The organism is Belnapia arida, from assembly GCF_016773205.1.
GTDB classification, from domain to species: Bacteria; Pseudomonadota; Alphaproteobacteria; order Acetobacterales; family Acetobacteraceae; genus Belnapia; species Belnapia arida.
Genome location: NZ_JAETWB010000018.1, coordinates 1 through 16032 on the forward strand (window position 1 = coordinate 1; position 16032 = coordinate 16032).

14 protein-coding genes and 3 tRNA genes are annotated in these 16032 nt (G+C 65.8%); 15 read left to right on the top strand and 2 right to left on the bottom strand.

Annotated elements, in window-relative coordinates:
- Positions 1-91 precede the first annotated feature (91 nt).
- Positions 92-859: an arginyltransferase gene (locus JMJ56_RS22670; protein ID WP_202834134.1), complete on the bottom strand. Its 768-nt coding sequence runs from the start codon at positions 857-859 to the stop codon at positions 92-94.
- A 71-nt stretch (positions 860-930) separates the two neighbouring features.
- Entirely contained in the window at positions 931-3294 is a 2364-nt protein-coding gene (locus tag JMJ56_RS22675; protein ID WP_202834057.1) for a penicillin acylase family protein, read from the bottom strand.
- 131 nt (positions 3295-3425) lie between these two features.
- Here JMJ56_RS22675 and JMJ56_RS22680 point away from each other — a divergent pair.
- From JMJ56_RS22680 to JMJ56_RS22750, 15 genes are all read left to right on the top strand, one after another.
- Positions 3426-3510, top strand: a tRNA-Leu gene (locus JMJ56_RS22680).
- 40 nt (positions 3511-3550) lie between these two features.
- On the top strand, positions 3551-4879 hold the full coding sequence (gene tig, locus JMJ56_RS22685; protein WP_202834058.1) for a trigger factor: 1329 nt from the start codon (positions 3551-3553) through the stop codon (positions 4877-4879).
- 148 nt (positions 4880-5027) lie between these two features.
- Complete coding sequence (gene clpP, locus JMJ56_RS22690; RefSeq protein WP_236038295.1) at positions 5028-5678, top strand: ATP-dependent Clp endopeptidase proteolytic subunit ClpP; 651 nt, start codon at positions 5028-5030, stop codon at positions 5676-5678.
- Positions 5679-5895: 217 nt separating this feature from the next.
- Positions 5896-7152 carry an ATP-dependent Clp protease ATP-binding subunit ClpX gene (clpX, locus tag JMJ56_RS22695; protein ID WP_043336206.1) on the top strand — a complete coding sequence of 419 codons (1257 nt, stop codon included), beginning with the start codon at positions 5896-5898 and terminating at the stop codon, positions 7150-7152.
- A 174-nt stretch (positions 7153-7326) separates the two neighbouring features.
- Complete coding sequence (lon, locus tag JMJ56_RS22700; RefSeq protein WP_236038300.1) at positions 7327-9741, top strand: endopeptidase La; 2415 nt, start codon at positions 7327-7329, stop codon at positions 9739-9741.
- 199 nt (positions 9742-9940) lie between these two features.
- Positions 9941-10213 carry an HU family DNA-binding protein gene (locus JMJ56_RS22705; protein ID WP_202834060.1) on the top strand — a complete coding sequence of 91 codons (273 nt, stop codon included), beginning with the start codon at positions 9941-9943 and terminating at the stop codon, positions 10211-10213.
- 49 nt (positions 10214-10262) lie between these two features.
- Positions 10263-10334: transfer RNA gene (locus JMJ56_RS22710), tRNA-Val, on the top strand.
- Between the two features lie 100 nt (positions 10335-10434).
- Entirely contained in the window at positions 10435-11241 is an 807-nt protein-coding gene (locus tag JMJ56_RS22715) for a hypothetical protein (protein ID WP_202834061.1), read from the top strand.
- A gap of 52 nt (positions 11242-11293) precedes the next feature.
- Complete coding sequence (locus tag JMJ56_RS22720; RefSeq protein ID WP_202834062.1) at positions 11294-12187, top strand: tetratricopeptide repeat protein; 894 nt, start codon at positions 11294-11296, stop codon at positions 12185-12187.
- Positions 12188-12238: 51 nt separating this feature from the next.
- Positions 12239-12315, top strand: a tRNA-Asp gene (locus tag JMJ56_RS22725).
- Between the two features lie 236 nt (positions 12316-12551).
- Entirely contained in the window at positions 12552-12920 is a 369-nt protein-coding gene (locus tag JMJ56_RS22730) for an NADH-quinone oxidoreductase subunit A (protein WP_202834063.1), read from the top strand.
- Positions 12921-12948: 28 nt separating this feature from the next.
- Positions 12949-13506, top strand: coding sequence for a NuoB/complex I 20 kDa subunit family protein (locus JMJ56_RS22735; protein ID WP_043336216.1), 558 nt, complete (start codon positions 12949-12951; stop codon positions 13504-13506).
- Entirely contained in the window at positions 13499-14119 is a 621-nt protein-coding gene (locus JMJ56_RS22740) for an NADH-quinone oxidoreductase subunit C (protein WP_202834064.1), read from the top strand. The genes JMJ56_RS22735 and JMJ56_RS22740 overlap by 8 nt, the downstream gene beginning before the upstream one ends.
- A gap of 62 nt (positions 14120-14181) precedes the next feature.
- Complete coding sequence (locus JMJ56_RS22745; RefSeq protein ID WP_236038314.1) at positions 14182-15396, top strand: NADH-quinone oxidoreductase subunit D; 1215 nt, start codon at positions 14182-14184, stop codon at positions 15394-15396.
- Positions 15396-16031 carry a complex I 24 kDa subunit family protein gene (locus tag JMJ56_RS22750; protein ID WP_202834066.1) on the top strand — a complete coding sequence of 212 codons (636 nt, stop codon included), beginning with the start codon at positions 15396-15398 and terminating at the stop codon, positions 16029-16031. The genes JMJ56_RS22745 and JMJ56_RS22750 overlap by 1 nt, the downstream gene beginning before the upstream one ends.
- The last annotated feature ends 1 nt before the right edge of the window (position 16032 follow it).

Sequence of the window (16032 nt, forward strand, 5' to 3'; positions counted from 1 at the left end):
TCACAGGTTCAAATCCTGTCCCCGCATCCCATAAACCCCCAGCACTCACCGTGTCTGGGGGTTTTTCGCGTCCGATGTAAAACTGCGGTTATCAGTCTGAGAGGACGGTTATCGCCTCTTCTGCACCAGCAGCGGCCTGCTCTTCCAACACGCGCCAGACACCGCCGACCAGCACCTCGCTCGGCCGGAAGCGGCTTTTGTACGACATCTTTTGGCTCTCAGGTACCCAGTAGCCCAAATAGACGAAGGGCAGGCTGAGCGCTTGCGCCCGTGTCACGAGCCAGAGGATAGCCCAGCTACCGAGTGAGCGACGGTTAGCCGCCGGGTCGTAAAAGGAATAGACGGCGGAGAGCCCGTCAGACAACCAATCGGTCAGGCAGGCACCAACCAGCCGGTCCTTCGAGTCGCGAAACTCCACCATCCCTGTCGTGATCGGCGTGTCCTCAACCATCGCGCGGTAGTCGTAGAAGCCCATTGCGGCCATGTCGCCCTCGCCATGGCGCGCTTGCTGGTAGCGTTGGAAAAGGGCGAATTGCTCCGCCGTGGCCCGTGCTGGCATCTCGAAGCCGGCAATGTCAGCGTTGATCTTTTGCAGCTTGCGCTGGGCTCGATTGGGTTCGAACTGCTCAGCGAGGATGCGGATCGGAACACAGGCCGAGCATCCTGGACAGACCGGCGAGTAGGCGATGTTGTGGCTGCGGCGGAAGCCGGCACGGGAAAGGCGGTCATGCAGCGCCTCTGCATCCGGACCGGTCAATTCGGTCACGATCTTCCGTTCCGTCCGGCCTGCCAGATAGGGGCAGGGAAGCGGCGCGGTCGTGTAGAAGAATTGCGGACGTCGGTTGGGGCGGTGCAGCATCGCTGCCGCCAGTGTCGGCGCGTGCAGCGCAGGAATCAACCGCAAGCCTTCGGGATTTCCAATACGATTTGTCAGGGTAACAGTCGAAGCCGCAACGGAGCCTCTGAAGCCGCCTTCCCAAGCGCGATCATACGGCCCTCACGCCAGTTCGGCAGAAGGTTGCTCCAATTCGGCGAAAGCGGATGGCCAGACTGCCCGGTAGCAGTGATGGCCAGCGTCGAATCGGGATCCGCCAAATCGGCGACGAGCCGAAGGCCGGCGCCATGGACGTGTTGCCAGGCTTCGATCCCACGTCCACCGCGCAGCCCGCCGCGGGACACCGTCCATTCGTCCCCGCCGCTCGTTGCTTCCAGTCTCACCAGCCGGCCGAGGCCTGGAATGGCACGAAGCAAGGGGTGTTCGAATATGGCTTGGTGGACAGTGCCCCAGCGCCAATGCGTTGGATTTTCGCCCAGACTGGTACGCAGTTCGGCGACCGAGACGGCAAGGGCTCGTGCAGCCAAGACCCGGCAATCGCCGCCGCACCAGGCCGCGCCTTGGCCGCCGGGGGAGAGAACGAAGCTCAGGAAGGCGGCAGGTGCTCCGGAAGCGCCTTCCGGCACTCCGCCCGCTGCCAGTGCCAAGCGCCCGACCTGTTTCAGCCAGGCATTGAAAATCAGCGGCTCCGGCCGACTGGCGGCAACATCGCCATCCCAATCGAGCAGCAGCGCCTGCGCCTGACCCACGGCGCCGTCGGCCATGGGTAGGCTGCGCAGCAGCGACTCGGGACCGGTCAATGAAAGGGCGAAAGGCGAAACCGTATCGCGCTGCATGCCGGCGAAACCCGCCGCGTCGTGCTGCGGCCGTGCCGCAAGCAGCATGCCGATCCGCCGGAAGCGCCAATCAGCGATCCATTCCGCGCCAAGGAAAACCGGATGCTCGGGTGGCGCCACACGGTTGTTGGCATTGGCCAGCATTCCGCTCGGTGGGTCCAGCACATGCGGCAGCGTGTCGAACGGCGCCCAGCCGAGCCAGTCATGTCCCCCATCCCAGCCGGGGATGGGCACTGTGCCATCCCCTGCCTTCCGCAGCGGCGTCCGCCCGGTGAGCAGCATGCCGATGCCACCGCCCGCATCCGCAGCCATCAGGTTCTGCGAGGGGCTCGTGATGACCGCCGCCGCTCCACGCGCCTCGGCGACCGAGCCGGCGCGGTTCAACGCATGTAGCCCGGTTGCCGCGGTATCACCGGAGGCAAGGTTGGCGGCAGCGAGGGCGAGGACCGTACCATCGCCGCGTGGCGTCTCGTCGAGGTCCGAGATGACCGGACCGTGCCGCGTCTCCCGCACCCGCAAAATCTCCGGCGCAGCGCCGCGCACGGCGATGCGCTCCTCGATGACGCTGAAGGGGAGGGGCCCGGCCGGCGTCTCATAGGCATCCGGACCGGCGAGGCGCTCGATGAAGAGGTCCTGGGTATCGGAATGGGTGGTAGTGAAGCCCCAGGCCAGCCGCGCATTGCGCCCGATCACCAGGAAGGGGACGCCTGGCGAGGTGGCACCGGCCAGCATCTGCCCATCTGCGAGGTCGATCCGCGCCAGATACCAGAGAATCGGCGCCTGGAAGCCGAGATGCGGGTCGGACGCCAGAAGCGGCGCGCCTGAGACTGAATGGCGGCCGGCGACCGTCCAGGCATTGCTGGCCGAGCTAGGGAGGGTGCCTGGCTCCGGGAAGCGAGGCAGGACGGTGGCAAGGCGACTGAGCCAGGTGGGATCGAGTGCGGCCCGCAGCTCATCCGGCCGCCCGGCGCTCGCCTCATCGGGGAAGAGCTCGCGCAGCCGCTCCGGCGGGAGAAGGCCAGCCAGCCGCGCCCGCTCCAGCTCGCTCCTCCAGTTGCCCGAGAGCCAAAGGCCCATCACCTTGCCCCACAGCAAGCTATGCTCCGGGCGCCAGGGCTCCGGCGCGCCGAGGGCGAGGAATTCCGGCGCGGCAAAGCGGCCGCGGGCGGCGATCCAAGCATTTACCCCGGCGGCATAGGCCTCCAGCACCACTCGCGTCTCGGGGGATTGGGCGGCGAGGTCGGCCTCGGCGCGACGGGCGAGGCCGAGGGTGCGGGTGAAGCGGTCGAGCCTGAGCGCCGGCGAGCCGAGCAACTCCGCGAGGCGACCGGCGGCTCCGCGGCGCATCAGCTCCATCTGGAACATCCGGTCGCGCGCGTGCAGCCAGCCAAGGGCCATCGCCGCATCCTGCTCGTCCGCTGCGACAATGCGGGGAATGCCGCGTGTATCGAGCGTCACCTCTACCGGGCCACCGAGGCCGGCCAGGCGCAAGTCGCCTTCCGTGGGCGGAAGGCTCCACCAAAGGGCGCCGGCAAGGCCCCCGAAGCTCGCCAGCACCAGGGCAAGCAGCAGGAAGCCCAGGCGGCGGAGCCAGCGGAAGCGGGGTAGGGGGCGGCGCAACATGGTCGGGGGTATCGCCCGAATGGCCATTGCTCGTCCATGCGGCGGGAATCCGAGCATCGAGCCTTGGAAAGCGCCATGGCCTGCGCTACACGCCCCAATCCGGCGCCGTCCTGGCTTCTCTCCGGCCTTGGGCGGGCGTGGTGGAATTGGCAGACACGCCGGATTTAGGTTCCGGTGGCGCAAGCCTTGGGGGTTCAAATCCCTCCGCCCGCACCATCGGCGCCGCTGACAGCGTTTTGGGAAGAAAGTGACGACGATGCAGGTGACCGAGGTCGCGAACGACGGGCTGAAGCGGGCCTATACGGTATCGGTCCCGGCGGCCGATATCGCGGCCGAGCGCACGCGCCGGCTCGATGAGCTGGGCCGCGAGCTGCGCCTGCCCGGCTTCCGCCCCGGCAAGATCCCGGCGAGCGTGGTGAAGGCCCGCTACGGCCAGGCGGTGATGAGCGAAGTGCTCGAGCAGTCGGTCAACAAGGCGACGCAGCAGGTCGTGACCGATCGCGGCCTCCGCCCGGCGCTGCAGCCGAAGATCGAGCTGGTGAACTTCGCCGATGGCGCCGATCTGGAATTCAAGGTCGAGCTGGAGCTGCTGCCGGAGATCCCGATGCCCGACTTCGCCGGGATCGAGGTCGAGCGGCTGAAGGCTGAGCCCTCCGACGAGCAGGTGAATACGACGATCGAGACGATCGCCGCCCGCAACCGCAAGCTTGAGGACCTGACCGAGGATCGCGGCGCGGCCAAGGGCGAGATCGCCGTCTGCGACTTCACCGGCACGCTGGACGGCGAGAGCGAGCCCTTCCCAGGCGGCAGCGCGACCGACATGCAGATCGAGGTGGCTGGTGCCGGCTTCATCCCCAGCTTCACCGAGCAGCTTGAGGGCATCAAGCCCGGCGAGACGCGGACCATTAATGTCAGCTTCCCCGAGGAGTACGGAGCCAAGGAGCTGGCCGGCAAGGCAGCCGCCTTCACCGTGACCTGCAAGGGCCTGAAAGTGCCGATGAACTCCCCGGTCGACGACGAGCTCGCCAAGAGCATGGGCTTCGAGGACCTGACCAAGCTGCAGGAGGCCGTCCGCGGCTCGCTTCAGCAGGAATACGATAACCTCTCGCGCCTCAAGGTGAAGCGCTCGCTGCTCGACGGCCTCGCCGAGCGGGCCAGCTTCCCCGTACCGGAGGGCATGGTAGAGGCCGAGTTCGCCCAGATCTGGCAGCGGGTCGAGGCCGACATGAAGGCTGACCGGCTGGATGAGGACGACAAGGGCAAGGACGAGGAGGTGCTGAAGTCCGACTACCGGGCCATTGCCGAGCGCCGCATCCGCCTCGGCCTGCTGCTGTCCGAGATCGGCCGGACCAACAACATCTCGGTCAGCGCCGACGAACTGTCCCGGGCGATGCGGCAGGAAGCCGCCCGCTACCCCGGCCAGGAGCAACAGGTGATGGAGTTTTTCCGCAAGAACCCGCAGGCGGCCGAGAACCTGCGCTCGCCGATCTTCGAGGAAAAGGTGGTCGACTTCATGCTGGAGCTGGCCAAGGTCAGCGAGCGGAATGTGGCGCCGGACGAGCTTTCCGCTGCCGCGGCCGCGTGAATCTGATATACGAGTTTCACGGGACCGGATCGTGACCGGGCCGGACCCCCGCCATTCGGCGGGGCCTTCCGGCGCGGCCCTGGTTGCACCACATTAAGGGTTGCGAGCTAGGCTGGGCTCGCCTGCTTCCTGTCTGAAAGGCGTCATCATGCGGGACCGTGATCCTGTCGAGATCTACAATAATACCTTGGTCCCAATGGTCGTTGAGCAATCGGCCCGCGGCGAGCGTGCCTGGGACATCTATTCGCGCCTGTTGAAGGAGCGGATCATCTTTCTCACCGGCCCGGTCTTCGATCAGGTCTCGTCCTCGATCTGCGCCCAGCTCCTTTTCCTTGAGAGCGAAAATCCGAACAAGGACATCGCCTTCTACATCAACAGCCCGGGTGGCGTCGTCTCCGCCGGCCTTGCGATGTATGACACCATGCAGTATATCCGCGCCCCGGTCAGTACGGTCTGCATCGGCCAAGCGGCCTCCATGGGTTCGCTGCTGCTGACGGCCGGCGCCAAGGACAAGCGCTTCGCCCTGCCGAACAGCCGCATCATGGTCCACCAGCCCTCCGGCGGCGCCCAGGGCCAGGCAACCGACATCGAGATCCAGGCGCGCGAGATCCTGAAGCTGCGCCAGCGGCTCAACGAGATCTATGTGAAGCACACCGGCCAGCCGATCGAGGCGATCGAGCGGAAGCTGGAGCGCGACACATACATGTCCGCCGAGGAAGCGCGTGATTTCGGCCTGGTCGACCAGGTGGTCGAGGTCCGGCCGGCAGCGCCTGGCGCCCCTGAGGCGCCCAAGAGCTGAGGCAGGCGCGTTCCAGCACGGGGCGGCAAGGATCGATCCGCCTGCGGCGATCGGTCCTGCCGCCGCCCAGTGTGACGCCACAAAGCTTTTCCCCCGATGACAGGGGGGCTACAATCCTATGGAAAGCCCCCGCTTCGGCCCGGGAGAGGGGGCGCGGCCAGCCGGTGGCCCGCGCAACGCGGGGGTTCCCCAGCCGGCCCTTTCAGGCGGAGTGCCCATGAGCAAGTCCGGCGACTCGAAGAATACACTCTACTGTTCGTTCTGCGGCAAGTCCCAGCACGAGGTCCGCAAGCTTATCGCCGGGCCCACTGTCTTCATCTGCGACGAATGCGTCGAACTCTGCATGGATATCATCCGTGAGGAGCACAAGACGCATCTGGTGAAGTCGCGGGACGGGGTGCCGACGCCCAAGGAGATCTGCAAGGTCCTCGATGATTACGTTATCGGTCAGGACCACGCGAAGAAGGTGCTCTCCGTTGCGGTGCACAACCACTACAAGCGGTTGGCGCATGGCGCGAAGAACAACGATGTCGAGATCGCCAAGTCGAACATCCTGCTGCTCGGCCCGACCGGTTCGGGCAAGACGCTGCTGGCCCAGACTCTCGCTCGGATCCTCGACGTCCCCTTCACCATGGCGGATGCGACGACCCTGACCGAGGCCGGCTATGTTGGCGAGGATGTCGAGAACATCATCCTCAAGCTGCTCCAGGCCGCCGACTACAACGTCGAGCGGGCGCAGCGCGGCATCGTCTATATCGACGAGGTCGACAAGATCAGCCGCAAGTCGGACAACCCTTCCATCACCCGGGACGTCTCGGGGGAGGGTGTCCAGCAAGCGCTCTTGAAGATCATGGAGGGTACGGTTGCCTCCGTGCCGCCGCAGGGCGGCAGGAAGCATCCGCAGCAGGAATTCCTCCAGGTCGACACCGCGAACATCCTCTTCATCTGCGGCGGCGCCTTCGCCGGGCTGGAGCGGATCATCGGGGCGAGGGGCAAGGGCTCGGGCATTGGCTTCGGTGCCGAGGTCCGCTCGCCGGATGACCGCCGTACCGGCGCCGTTCTGCGCGAGGTGGAGCCGGAGGACCTGTTGAAGTTCGGGTTGATCCCGGAGTTCATCGGTCGCCTGCCGGTGATCGCAACGCTTGAGGATCTCGACGAGAAGGCTCTGATCGAGATCCTGACCAAGCCGAAAAACGCAATCGTCAAGCAGTACCAGCGCCTGTTCGAGATGGAGGGGACCAAGCTCACCTTCACCGAGGATGCACTGCGTTCGGTGGCGACGCGGGCGATTCAGCGGAAAACAGGTGCGCGCGGTCTGCGCTCGATCATGGAGCAGATTCTGCTGACTACCATGTTCGACCTGCCCGGCCTCGACGATGTCGACGAGGTGGTAGTGAACCGGGAAGTCGCGGAGAGCCGTGCCAGCCCACTCTTCATCTATGGCGAGCGGGCCGCCGAGCAAAGCTCGGCCTGAGGCCCGGCGCCGGTCGGAGGCGGGAGCACATCCCCGCCATCCGGCCTATCGGGCTTGCGGTGGGGTGTCCGGCGGACCATTTGCATGACATCCCCGTGGCGCCGCGGGTCACGCCGCCAACCAGCCGATGCTGGGGGTGACCCGTGGGCCGACTGTCCTTCAGTGAGGTCCATAATGGCGGATAAGTCCCCAGAATTGTTGCGCGGCGAATTGCTGCCTGTCCTGCCTCTGCGGGACATCGTGGTGTTCCCACATATGATCGTGCCGCTGTTCGTCGGCCGCGAGAAATCCGTCCGCGCGCTGGAAGCAGTGATGCGGGAGGACAAGCAGATCCTTCTCGTTGCGCAGAAGAATGCTGCGCAGGACGATCCGGAGGCCGAAGATCTCTACAATGTTGGCACCGTCTCGACGGTGCTGCAGCTCCTGAAGCTGCCGGACGGCACGGTGAAGGTGCTGGTCGAGGGGGGCAAGCGCGCCCAGATCACCGGCTTCAAGGAAACAAAGACCCATTTCGAGGCTTATGCCGCGCCGCTTGCCGACTCTCCGGCTGAGCCGCCGGAGACCGAGGCGCTGGCCCGCACCGTGGTCGGGCAGTTCGAGCAGTACATCAAGCTCAACAAGAAGATTGCGCCCGAGGTCCTGGTCTCGATCAACCAGATCGACGATCCGGCGAAGCTTGCCGATACCGTCGCTAGCCATCTTTCGCTGAAGATCCCCGAGAAGCAGGAACTGCTCGAGACCGCCGGGACTTCCGCGCGGCTGGAGCGGGTCTTCGCCCATATGGAATCCGAGATCGGCGTCCTGCAGGTGGAAAAGCGCATCCGGAACCGCGTCAAGCGGCAGATGGAGAAGACTCAGCGCGAATACTATCTGAATGAGCAGCTGAAGGCGATCCAGAAGGAGCTGGGCGAGGGCGAGGACGGCAAGGACGAGGTCGCCGAGCTCGAGGCCCGCATCAAGGCCACTGCCTTCACCAAAGAAGCACGCGAGAAGGCGATGGCGGAGCTCAAGAAGCTCCGCACCATGTCGGCGATGAGCGCCGAGGCGACGGTGGTGCGCAACTACCTCGACTGGATGCTCTCGATCCCCTGGAAGAAGAAGTCCCGGGTGCGGCGCGACATCGTCGCAGCCGAGAAGGTGCTCGATGCCGATCACTACGGGCTCGAGAAGGTGAAGGAGCGGATCATCGAGTATCTGGCGGTGCAGTCGCGCTCGCCGAAGATTCGCGGTCCGATTCTATGCCTCGTCGGTCCGCCCGGCGTCGGCAAGACCTCGCTCGGCAAGTCGATCGCCAAGGCCACCGGCCGGAACTTCGTGCGCATGTCGCTCGGCGGCGTGCGGGACGAGGCGGAGGTGCGCGGTCACCGGCGGACTTATATCGGCTCCATGCCGGGCAAGGTTGTCCAGGGCATGAAGAAGGCGAAGACCTCCAACCCGCTCTTCCTGCTCGATGAGATCGACAAGCTCGGCGCCGACTGGCGTGGCGACCCGTCCTCGGCGCTGCTCGAGGTGCTGGACCCGGAGCAGAATTCGACCTTCGCCGACCATTACCTGGAGGTCGACTACGATCTGTCGGACGTGATGTTCGTGACGACTGCCAACAGCCTGCGTATGCCGCAGCCGTTGATGGACCGCATGGAGATCATCCGCATCCCTGGCTACACCGAGGATGAGAAGGTCGAGATCGCCCGTCGCCACCTGATCCCGAAGCAGTCCGAGGCGAATGGGCTGAAACCGGGCGAATGGTCCGTCTCCGACGAGGCACTGCGCGACCTCGTGCGCTATTACACGCGCGAGGCAGGCGTGCGGAACCTTGAACGCGAGGTGGGCGGGCTGGCCCGAAAGGCGGTGAAGGAGATTGTCTCGAAGAAGGCGAAGAAGGTCGCCGTTACTGCGAAGAACCTCGATAAATTCGCGGGCGTGCGGAAGTTCCGCTACGGCGAGGCCGAGTCCGAGGACATGGTGGGCGTTGTCACCGGCCTTGCCTGGACTGAGGTGGGTGGTGAGATCCTGACGATCGAGTCGGTCACTGTTCCAGGCAAGGGCAAGGTGCAGACCACCGGCAAGCTCGGCGACGTCATGCAGGAAAGCGTCTCAGCAGCCATGTCCTATGTCCGGTCGCGGGCGACCAGCTTCGGGCTGAAGCCGACGCTGTTCGACCGCCGCGACATCCACGTGCACGTGCCCGAGGGTGCGACGCCGAAGGATGGGCCGAGCGCAGGCATCGCCATGGCGACGAGCATTGTCTCCGTCCTAACCGGCATCCCCGTCCGCAAGGACGTGGCGATGACGGGGGAGATCACGCTGCGCGGCCGGGTGTTGCCGATCGGTGGTCTGAAGGAGAAACTGCTGGCGGCGCTGCGTGCCGGGATCACGCATGTCTTTATCCCGAAGGATAATGAGAAGGACCTTGCCGACATCCCTGACAATGTGAAGAAGGGCTTGACCATCAAAGCCGTCTCGCATGTCGACGAGGTAATCTCGACCGCGCTCGTGCGGAAGCCCGAGGCAATTTCTTGGGAAGAGCCGGCGGAGCCGCCGCCGCGCGGCTCGGAGACGGATGGCAGCGTTCCTGCGCTGCCGCATTGAGAATGGGACGGCGCGGAAGGAGGGGTGACTCGCCTTCCGCGCCATCCCCGCCACGAAGTGCAGAAAACGGCGGGCTTCGGCCCTGCGTCTTGCACGCTTTGATTGACGCGTCAGAATCGAGCCCCCTACAGTCCCGTCGAGTTGCGGTCGGAATCGTCCGGGCCAGCAAAGGCATGCCGCCTTGCAGGGGGGTTGGTGTATGAATAAGCAGGATCTCATCTCGATCGTAGCCGAGGTCGGTGATCTCCCCAAGGCCAAGGCGGGCGATGTCCTGGATGCGGTTTTCGAAGCCATCGCCGAATCCTTGACCAAGCAGACGGATGTGCGGCTGGTGGGCTTCGGGACCTTCTCCATTTCCAAGCGCAAGGCCGGCACGGGCCGCAACCCGCGCACCGGCGAAGAAATCAAGATCCCCGCCAGCACGACCGTGCGCTTCAAGGCTGGTAAGGGATTGAAGGACGCGTTGAACTGAGTCTCGGCTTCAGGCAGATCAGGCAGGCTTCGGTTGGAGCCTGCCTTAGGGGCGCTTAGCTCAGCGGTAGAGCGCCTGTCTTACACACAGGTGGCCGGCGGTTCGATCCCGTCAGCGCCCATTCTCCAACCGGGCGTGAGTTTTATTACATTCATCGCTCGTGTAGAATTCCGCGGTAAAAACGTCCAATCCAGGTTGGCGTCATCCCGGCGGAGGTTCGCTTGCGGCAGAGTGTTCTCACTATTGGTTTCGTGGCTTATGCGGCGATTGCGCTCGGCGGGTGCGTCCAACAGGGCGGCGCCAGTGGCCCGGTGACGGGTGGCGCCGGCGGCGGCACCAGCGTCGGCGCCGCCTCCAACCTGCAGCGTTGCGCGGAGCCGCTCGGCACCGTCGCCATCGATGATGGCCGCGAGCAAAGCTGGTGGGGGCCTTTCGCCGCCAGGACCCAGATCACCACGATCGAGCCGATGGTGCGCCTCGTCGTGCAGCAGTCCAATTGCTTCGTCATCACCGCCATGGGCAACAATCGGCTTGAGAGTCGGATGCGCGGCATGATCGGCGACATGCGGAACAGCGGCGAATTCCGTGCTGGGTCCAACATGCAGCGCGGTCAGCGCGTCGCGGCCGATCTCTTCATCGAGCCGGCGATTCTCTTCTCCAACCAGGATATCGGCGGTCTGGGTGGTGGCGTCGGCGGCTGGGGCGGCGTGGCGCTCGGCCTCGCGGGCGCCGCGATGTCGACCTCGGCGACCTCGGTCACGCTCTCCGTCTTCGACATGCGAAGCGGCGTGCAGGTCGCGGCTTCCGAAGGCTCCTCGACGGCGACGAATTTCGGGGCGCTGGTCGGTGGCTTCGGAGCGACGGCGGGCGGCGTGCTCGGCGGCTACCAGCGGACGCCAGCAGGTCAGGCAACGGTCGCTGCCTTCGTCGACGCCTATAACAAGCTGGTCGTCGCCGTGCGCAATTACCGTGCGCAGGATGTGCGCGGCGGGCTGGGGACCGGCGGCGGTGCGTTGCGCTCCCGCTAGCGCGGCAGGGCTTGCGGCCCTCGCGCTGCTGCTCGCCGGTTGCCAGCCGCGCATGGGCAGCCGCAGCGGCTTCGGCCCTGCTGTCCAGGTCTGCGACGAGGCCGGCTGCCGCGTGCAGCCGCGTGACGCACAAACTCTCGTTGTCGGTGAGGATGAGCGGCTGCAGCGCCAGACCGATCCGGACCTCTACCGTGGCGAGCCAATCACCGAACTGCGCTCCGCCGCGGCCGGTGGCGACCCTGGCGCGGCCTACCGGCTTGGCCAAGCCTATGAGTTCGGCGCGGGCGGCCTGCCGCGCAGCGCAGGACAAGCGGCGCGGCAATATGAGGTCGCGGCCAATGCCGGCATGCCCTTCGCCATGTTCCGCCTTGGGCGCCTGTTGGAGCAGGGGGCGACGTCAGGAGGCCGGGCGCGAGCCATCCAGTTCTACACCGGTGCGGCACAAGGCGGCGTGGCCCAGGCGGCGCACAATCTCGGTTTCCTCTCCCTCGAGGGGAGGGGTGTGCCGCGCGACATGCCAGAGGCGGCCCGCTGGTTTTCCCAGGCCGCCGAGCGGGGCGTCCCTGAGAGCCAATACAACCTCGGCCTGATGTATTTCCGCGGCGAGGGCGTCTCGCGCCGACCCTACGAGGCGTTGCAGTGGATGCGGCGCGCTGCGCAGAACGGCTTCCTGCCCGCGCAAAAGGCTGTCGGCCGGGTCTACATGACCGGGCTTGAGGAGATGGGCCAGGATCTCGGCGAGGCGAAGAGCTGGCTGGCGCTCGCGGCCAGCCGTGGCGATGCCGAATCGCGGCGCTGGCTGCAACTGGTCGACCAGGCGGAGCGCGCCGAACGCGACTACCAGCAGCGCCTGGCGATGCAGGCGCAGCAGACCCAGGCGCTCTGGGCCTCGGTTGCGCTGGCGGCCGCGCTGTCTCCGCCACCGGTCACGGTGGTCATGTACTGAGGGCGCTTGACACGGGAGGCGTGGGGCCATACACCCCGCCTCCTGTCGCGGGCGGGTGTAGCTCAGTTGGTTAGAGCGCCGGCCTGTCACGCCGGAGGTCGCGGGTTCGAGCCCCGTCACTCGCGCCATGCGACGGATTGCAACGACGGCGCCGCTCCTGATGGGGCGGCGCCGTTGCCGCATTTAGGCCCCTTTTCGTTCCGGGTCGCCGTCGCCAAATCTGCCGTAGAGAAGAGCGTTCCCCCTATGGCGGAGCGGGCGGGGCAGGGCTAATGTCCGGCCGCGCTGCGCTGCGGCAAGGCGGGACCGAGCCTCGATCCTGACCCTGAAAGGCTGCCCCGGCGCGTCTGTGGGCGGAGCAAACATGACCCAGCCGCTGCTGGCCGAATATTTTCCGATCCTGGTCTTCCTGGCCATCGCGGGGGCCATCGCCGTCGCCATGGTGGGCGGCAGCCTCCTCGTCGCGCGGCAGAAGCCGAACCCGGAGAAGCTCTCCGCCTATGAATGCGGCTTCGAGCCCTTCGACGACACGCGTCGTCGCTTCGATGTCCGCTTCTACTTGGTGGCCATCCTCTTCATCATCTTCGACCTGGAAGTGGCCTTCCTATTTCCTTGGGCGGTAGCGCTGGGTGGCATCGGCTGGTTCGGCTTCCTGTCAATGGTTGCCTTCCTTGGCGTCTTGACGGTCGGCTTTGTCTACGAATGGCGCAAGGGCGCGCTGGACTGGGAGTGACGGCATGCCGTCCCCACCGGAGACCCGCATGAACGAGAACACGGACACCATCGCCTGGAACCGCGATCACTTGGCGCCTGGCGCGGCGCAAGATGCCGTGGTGAAGGGCATCACCGGCGAGATCGAGGATAAGGGCTTCGTCGTCGCCAACCTCGACAAGGTGGTGAACTGGGCCCGCACCGGTAGCCTCTGGCCGATGACCTTCGGCCTGGCCTGCTGCGCGGTGCCGATGATCCACGCCTACATGGCCCGCTACGACCTCGACCGGCTCGGCATCATCCCGCGTGGCTCGCCGCGGCAGTCGGACGTGATGATCGTCGCTGGCACGCTGACCAATAAGATGGCCCCCGCGCTGCGCAAGGTCTACGACCAGATGAGCGAACCGCGCTGGGTCATCAGCATGGGCAGCTGTGCCAATGGCGGCGGCTACTACCATTACAGCTACAGCGTGGTGCGGGGCTGCGACCGAATCGTGCCGGTCGATGTCTATGTGCCCGGCTGCCCGCCGACGGCCGAGGGGCTGATCTACGGCATCCTGCAGCTGCAGAAGAAGATCAGGCGCTCGGGGACGATCCTTCGTGGTTGAGAACGCAATCCTGGCCGAGCTCGGCGAGACCGTGCAGGCCGCGCTGCCCGGCAGCCGCACCACCATCGAGCGCGGTGCCGAGCTGGTGCTGACCCTGCCGCGCGAAGGGCTGGTCGCGGCCATGCGCCGCCTGCGTGACGAATTCCATTTTGAGCAGCTCATGGATCTCTGCGGGACGGACTGGCCGAACCGGCCGCTCCGCTTCGAGGTCGTCTACAACCTGCTCAGCCTCACGCAGAACCGCCGCATCCGTGTCGTCGTCGCCACCGATGCGGCAACGCCGGTTCCGAGCATCGTCTCCGTCTGGCCCTGCGCTACCTGGTACGAGCGCGAGGCGTGGGACATGTACGGCGTTGTCTTCGAAGGGCAGACCGACCTGCGTCGCCTGCTGACCGACTACGGCTTCGAGGGCCATCCGCTGCGCAAGGATTTCCCGCTTACCGGGCATGTCGAGGTGCGCTGGGACGAGGAGCGCAAGCAGGTGGTCTACGAGCCGGTGAAGCTCCAGCAGGACTGGCGGAATTTCGACTTCTTGTCGCCTTGGGAAGGCATGACCACGCTGCCTGGCGACGAGAAGGTGCATCTCAACCGCATCGAGGGAGGCAAGGCATGAGCGGCAGTTCCGCCATGGCCTCGGAGGCGGGGCCGCTGACCTCCGCCGCTGATCCGGCAACCATGCCGTCCGCGACCGGCCTCTCCAACGAGGCGAGAACGGTCGAGGTCGACAGCCATACGATCAATTTCGGCCCGCAGCATCCGGCGGCGCATGGCGTGCTCCGCCTCATCCTCGAGATGAAGGGTGAGATGGTTGAGCGCGCCGACCCGCATATCGGCTTGCTGCATCGCGGCACCGAAAAGCTGATCGAATACAAGACCTATCTCCAGGCGATGCCCTATATGGACCGCCTGGATTACGTCAGCCCGATGTGCATGGAGCACAGCTGGGTGCTGGCGGTGGAGCGGCTGCTGCATATCGATAACGAGGTGCCGGAGCGCGCCCGCGTCATCCGCACCATGTTCGCCGAGCTGACGCGCATCCTGAACCACCTGCTGAACGTCACCACCTATGCGCTCGACTGCGGCGCCATCACGCCGGCACTCTGGGGCTTCGAGCAGCGCGAGCACCTGTTGGAATTCTACGAGGCGGCGGGCGGCAGCCACTATCACGTCAACTACTTCCGCCCAGGCGGCGTCTCGCGCGACCTGCCGGCGGGGCTGACGGAACGGATCGCCGGCTGGTGCGACCAGTTCCCGAAATTCCTCGACGATCTCGAGGGGCTGCTGACCAACAACCGCATCTTCAAGCAGCGCACCGTCGATATCGGCATCATGACGGCCGAGATGGCGATGGAATGGGGTTTCTCCGGTCCCTGTCTCCGCGCCTCCGGCGTGCCCTGGGACCTGCGTAAGTCGCAGCCCTACGAGATCTACGACCAACTCGATTTCGAGATCCCGGTCGGCCGCCAGGGCGACTGCTACGACCGCTACCTCGTTCGCATGATGGAGATGCGGCAGAGCCTCAGCATGGTGAAGCAGTGCCTCGGGCGGCTGAAGCCGGGGCCGATCAAGATCCTCGACAACAAGATCGTCCCGCCGAAACGCGGCGAGATGAAGCGGTCGATGGAATCGCTGATCCACCACTTCAAGCTCTACACCGAGGGCTTCCACGTGCCGGAAGGCGCGACCTACACCGTGACCGAGGCGCCCAAGGGCGAGTTCGGCATGTATCTCGTCGCCGACGGCACCAACAAGCCCTACCGCTGTAAGGTGCGCGCGCCGGGCTTCGCCCATCTGCAGGCCATGGAAGTGCTCTCCAAGGGGCACATGCTGGCCGATGCGGTGGCGATCATCGGCTCACTCGACATCGTCTTCGGGGAGATCGATCGCTGATGGACGCTGAACTCTCCACCGCCACCGAGATCCCGCAGCCTGAGAGCTTCTCCTTCGACGAGGAGAGCCTGAAGGCCATTGATGTCATTGTGAAGCGCTACCCGCCCGGCAGGCAGGCGAGTGCGGTCATCCCGCTGCTCTATGTCGTGCAGCGGCAGATGAGGCGCAGCACCGGCAGCGCCTGGGTGCCGAACAAGGGCATGGATGCGGTCGCGGAGCGGCTCGGTATGGCGCCCATACGCGTCTACGAGGTGGCCACCTTCTACTTCATGTTTAACATGAAGCCGATCGGGAGGCATCACCTCCAGGTCTGCGCCACGACGCCCTGCTGGCTGCGCGGCTCGGACGAGGTGTCCCGCGCCTGCCGCGATGCCGGCAAGCTTGGCGGCTGGGGCCAGACCAGCGAGGACGGCATGTTCACCTTGTCCGAGGTGGAATGCCTCGGCGGCTGCGTGAACGCGCCGATCCTCCAAGTCGACGACGACTACTACGAAGACATGGATTACGAGAGCACCGTCAAGCTGATCGAGGCGCTGCGGCGCGGCGAGCGGCCAGCGCCCGGCTCGGTCATCGGCCGCCAGACGAGCGCGCCGGAGGGCGGGCCGCAGACGCTGCTGGACGTGCCGGGGGAATGAC

Coding starts and splice junctions, on each gene's coding strand:
- JMJ56_RS22670 (WP_202834134.1), bottom strand. CDS start 859: ATGCTGCACCGCCCCAACCGACGTCCGCAATTCTTCTACACGACCGCG.
- JMJ56_RS22675 (WP_202834057.1), bottom strand. CDS start 3,294: ATGTTGCGCCGCCCCCTACCCCGCTTCCGCTGGCTCCGCCGCCTGGGC.
- tig (WP_202834058.1), top strand. CDS start 3,551: ATGCAGGTGACCGAGGTCGCGAACGACGGGCTGAAGCGGGCCTATACG.
- clpP (WP_236038295.1), top strand. CDS start 5,028: ATGCGGGACCGTGATCCTGTCGAGATCTACAATAATACCTTGGTCCCA.
- clpX (WP_043336206.1), top strand. CDS start 5,896: ATGAGCAAGTCCGGCGACTCGAAGAATACACTCTACTGTTCGTTCTGC.
- lon (WP_236038300.1), top strand. CDS start 7,327: ATGGCGGATAAGTCCCCAGAATTGTTGCGCGGCGAATTGCTGCCTGTC.
- JMJ56_RS22705 (WP_202834060.1), top strand. CDS start 9,941: ATGAATAAGCAGGATCTCATCTCGATCGTAGCCGAGGTCGGTGATCTC.
- JMJ56_RS22720 (WP_202834062.1), top strand. CDS start 11,294: ATGGGCAGCCGCAGCGGCTTCGGCCCTGCTGTCCAGGTCTGCGACGAG.
- JMJ56_RS22730 (WP_202834063.1), top strand. CDS start 12,552: ATGACCCAGCCGCTGCTGGCCGAATATTTTCCGATCCTGGTCTTCCTG.
- JMJ56_RS22735 (WP_043336216.1), top strand. CDS start 12,949: ATGAACGAGAACACGGACACCATCGCCTGGAACCGCGATCACTTGGCG.
- JMJ56_RS22745 (WP_236038314.1), top strand. CDS start 14,182: ATGCCGTCCGCGACCGGCCTCTCCAACGAGGCGAGAACGGTCGAGGTC.
- JMJ56_RS22750 (WP_202834066.1), top strand. CDS start 15,396: ATGGACGCTGAACTCTCCACCGCCACCGAGATCCCGCAGCCTGAGAGC.